Below are 4,448 nucleotides of genomic sequence, written 5' to 3' on the forward strand. Positions count from 1 at the left end.
TAAGCGGCTCTGCGCCGTCACAGATTGACTTCGTTGCCGCTCCGTCACACGCCGATGACATGTTTGTAGCGGGCGACTATCTGTACGTTACTGATGACGATTCCCAAGCCGGGCAACAGGGGTTATACGTCTTCCGCTTCGCCGCACCTTGATTGAAGGGGCTGCACGGCTGACCGATCGACGATAATCTTTCCTGGGAAATCACGCCGGTACTGTGATCACGAAAACAGTCTCCCGGACGCAAGCCGCATCCGGCCTTACTGGTCATAACAGCGCTTTAGAGCTATAATTAGACCATTCTGTATTGGCTTGCTACGTGCCATAGCAGAATCCTGCACCGCATCATTGCTGTCTGATCCTGAGGGGTACCAGCATTTCACTAATCCAACAAGGATGAAAATCCTCTTTACCCCCTACTCCGGGGGATCAATCGCACACGTAATTCGCTCGCTGGCCATTGCCGATGAGCTCAAGAGTCGGGGCCACGAGATTCTTTTCACGACCACGACCGTCCGGAAACCGTTCATCAATCAGGCGGGCTACGACGTCTTTGGCGCAGGTCATGCGGAGGTCAACCTTAATGACGAGAAAGACCAGTCAATCGGCTACTTCCGCAAGAATCGAGGCCTGTTTCTGAATTGGTTATCAGACGAGCTAGCCGCTGCAAAGCAGTTTCAACCCGATATCGTCGTGAATTCGCCGAGCTTCTTCGGATCGCTTATTCGTCACAAATATCGCATTCCGTACGTCACGATTCTCAATGCCCAGTGGCTGAACCACTTTCGCGGCCTTCTCGGACTGGGGAAGTCGACTGCGGCGCTTCCCCACGTATTGCTTCGCAATGCCCTCCGGCCGGTGTTCACCAAGCGATTCGAGGAACTCTACCTAGCCGAAATTCGCGAATTCTACAAGACCTTGGACATAGGATATATTCCTTCCAAGCGCGCGGATCTTCATTCGCACAACCCGATTCTCATTCCGAGCGTCTCGGCATTCGAACCGCTGGAGCCGGATACCCGCGACGATGTCCATTTCATCGGACCGCTGTTTTGGCGGGGCTTCGAGGACATGGAATTCGACCGGCGCGGCATGTTTCACGATCCCAAGCGTCCCCTCATCTATGTCTCTCTGGGAGGGTCAATCTTCCGCCGAGATGTTTATCACAACCTGATCAGGCTGTTCATTGGACAGTCGGAATGGAATATCATCATGAGTATCGGGCCGAACTTCCAGCGGACTGACTTTCCCCCTGATACCAACCATTTCAAGCTCTATGAATACGTGCCCGGTCTGCGGGTCGCTCAGCTTGCAGAGCTGGTTGTCAATACGGCCAGCCACGGCACGGTTATGCAGGCTCTCTGGCACGGTAAGCCATTGGTTACTATTCCGCACAATATTGATCAGGGGACGATTGCCGCTCGCGTTCACGAGCTTGGTGTGGGAGTAAACCTCAATGCCGTGAATCTGCTCGATTTCTCGAAGCGCGAAAAGTATTTCCTCAAAGCGACCCAGGTGAAGCCCAAACAGATCATGGCGGCTATCAAGCAAGTCTTGGCGGAACCCCGTTACACCCTCAATGCTCAGAGAATCTCCGGCATATTACGAAAACACGACCGCGCCGCTTCACTCGGCGCCGATTACGTGGAACTATATGCTAAACGTCCCGTTCACTAATGTCTACTGCCCTTGTCAGCCTGATTATTGTCTATAATTTCGTTCTTGTCTACGTTGTCTTTCGGAAGGGACGGAAGGTCAGAAGCACGCTCTATTTCTGGCTTGTCATATTGGCGGCCACTCTCTGGGCGATCACCATTTTGGTCACCGATTTACTCACTGTCAGCAGCCAGATTGTCCTCTGGTCGCGTCTCTCCTTTGCCACATCGGCCTTGGTTGTACTGATGCTCTATTTCTTTTCTCGGTATTTCCCTGATGAAAGACTTGGCAACCGAGCCGCAGCTATCCTCGCCCTTATTGTCACTGCGCTATTCGTAGTCCTGTCTTTGACCGACAAAATCGTTTTGGATTACACGACTGCGGGCACGGTATTCAGTTGGGGACAGCCGGCCTTTCTGATCTTCATGCTTTGTGGCTTCTCGGTATCACTGTATCAAATGTATTGCACCTACCGCCGACTGAAGCATACACCCCACGGGTTCCAGATTCTATATGTCCTGCTCGGCCTTTCGATTTCCATTGGGTTTGCTGGGGGGACCAACCTTGTGCTGCCGCTTCTGCATATTGCCGAAATCCGTTTTCTCGGTCCACTGGCAATGGTCGTCTTCTTGACTCTGACGACCTATGCAATCGTAAAACATCGGCTGATGGACATTCGCCTGGTTCTGCGCAAGTCCTTTATCTATGCCGGTCTTTCCGTCTTCGTATTCGTGGCATACTATGTCACCGTCTGGGTTGATCAGCACTTGTTTGGGGGGCTTCATACGCCCGGCGCTTATATGTCGGCCGTTGTTATCACGCCGCTGTTTCTGGTCGGATTCTCCCTGATTGGCCGCGTTTTGCGGCATATCGCAAACAAGTACTTTTTCACCGGTCTGTATGACTACCAGGGTACTGTGGACCTATTTGCCAGCCGGATATCACAGACTCTCCACCTCCATCAGGTCACATCCCTCATCGTAGAGACGATTCAGGGAGCCATGCGGAACGACAACGCCGCCATTGCCCTTCGAACCGGCCCCAAAGTCCAGTCACTAGCTCTTGAGCGAGTCATCGGATTCGAGGAACGCCTGATTGACTCATTCCTCAAGAAGCACATCCAACCTCGACTGGACGCTGGCTTGAAAAGACCGGTCGTCGCGGGCGAACCCGCGGCACCGACTGAGTCGCTTCCTGGCAGCGACTACCTCAAGAAAGAGATGAAGCAATTGAGAATAGCCGTTATACTTCCACTAGTTGTCAAGGGAACCGTTAACAGCCTTGTTCTCATCGGCGAGAAGCTCACGCGTGAAGCCTTCACAAAGGAAGATATGGACCTTCTGAAGACCCTGGCAAATCAGGCATCTGTCGCCGTGGAAAACGCCCGTTTGTACTCATCAATGGAAGTAGTGGTTGCCGAACAGACCCGCGAGCTTCACGAGAAGAACCGCCACCTGCAGGACTTACTTAAGATGAAGTCGGAGTTTCTTTCCATTGCGTCACACCAACTGCGAACGCCTTTGACCGCTATCCGAGGCCTTCTCTCCATGCAGGCAGACGGCGACCTCGACAAACTACCGGCCCAGGAACGGAAAAACGCCCAGCTGCATATGCTGGAGTCGGCTAACCGCCTGTCGAATATCGTGAACGACTTACTCGACGCGATGGAACTTGAAGGCGGCAATCTCAATTTCAAGTTCGCGACGGCCAACTTGATCGAGATCATTGAAAACACGATCTCTGAGCTCAAGCCCAATTACGACCGTAAAGGCCTGTACCTGAATTTCCGCCCACCGACAAAGAAGATAACGATTGAGTCCGACTCCAGAATGCTCCGCGAAGCTCTCGAAAATGTCATAGACAACGCCGAAAAGTACACTAACAAGGGCGGTGTGGACATCGGTTTGACCGTCGACGCAAAGAAGGTTACAATCGCCGTCAGGGACACCGGCATCGGTATCCCCGAGACCGATAAGCCGCGCCTGTTTCTGAAATTTTCGCGCGGAGAGAAATCGACTTTCCAACACACCGACGGCTCAGGACTTGGGCTTTTCATCGCCAGGAACGTCATACACGAGCATCATGGCGAGATTCAGCTCGACAGCCCCGGAGAAGGGAAAGGAACAACCGTGACGATCACCCTGCCGCTTCATCAGCCTAAAACCAAAGGAACGTAATTGCATGGACCCGACAAATGCCACCATCCTCCTGATAGAAGACGACCCCACCCTGATCGAGATGTATCAACTGAAGTTCCGGCTGTCCGGTCTGAAGTTGTTGGTCGCCACCGGCGGATACAACGGTCTCGACATGGTCAAAAAGGGGAAGCCTGACCTCGTGCTCTTGGACATCCGCATGGACGATCTGGACGGATTTGAGGTGCTGAAACGCATGAAGGCGGACCCGGCTCTCAAGGACATTCCTGTGTACCTGTTGACCAACATGGGCGAAAAGGATTCTGCGGAGAAAGGCAAGCAGCTCGGAGCCGAGGCCTATGTCATGAAAGCCAAGCTGACACCGCAGGACGTGGTTGACATGGTGTCACTACGTCTCAAAAAGCTCTGATCACCCCTATGAACCAAAAAACCGTGCTCCTCATCGACGACGACCCGGACATCCTGCACATGTATACGCTCAAATTCTCATTGGAAGAGACCGTTTCCCTGGTAACCGCAAGTACGCCGGAAAAAGGTTTGGCGCTGGCGAAACGGCTGACGCCTGATCTCATTCTGCTTGACCTAATACTGCCCAAGACAAGTGGCCTTCCTCAATTCCTTGATAAGCGAGTGGGATTT

The 4,448-nt window shown here is 52.9% G+C and carries 4 protein-coding genes; all 4 read left to right on the plus strand.

The features are described 5' to 3' along the window. The first annotated feature begins 393 nt into the window (after nucleotides 1-393). Nucleotides 394-1,674, plus strand: a complete 1,281-nt coding sequence (locus RBT76_15895; GenBank protein MDX9859266.1) for a glycosyltransferase — start codon at nucleotides 394-396, stop codon at nucleotides 1,672-1,674. Next, nucleotides 1,674-3,830, plus strand: coding sequence for an ATP-binding protein (locus tag RBT76_15900; GenBank protein ID MDX9859267.1), 2,157 nt, complete (start codon nucleotides 1,674-1,676; stop codon nucleotides 3,828-3,830). The genes RBT76_15895 and RBT76_15900 overlap by 1 nt, the downstream gene beginning before the upstream one ends. 4 nt (nucleotides 3,831-3,834) lie before the next feature. Next, nucleotides 3,835-4,218, plus strand: coding sequence for a response regulator (locus RBT76_15905; protein ID MDX9859268.1), 384 nt, complete (start codon nucleotides 3,835-3,837; stop codon nucleotides 4,216-4,218). Between the two features lie 8 nt (nucleotides 4,219-4,226). Further along, on the plus strand, nucleotides 4,227-4,448 hold a 222-nt coding region (locus RBT76_15910; GenBank protein ID MDX9859269.1), incomplete at its 3' end, for a response regulator.

The sequence above is a fragment of the Candidatus Zixiibacteriota bacterium genome, assembly GCA_034003725.1.
Lineage (GTDB): Bacteria > Zixibacteria > MSB-5A5 > GN15 > FEB-12 > WJMS01.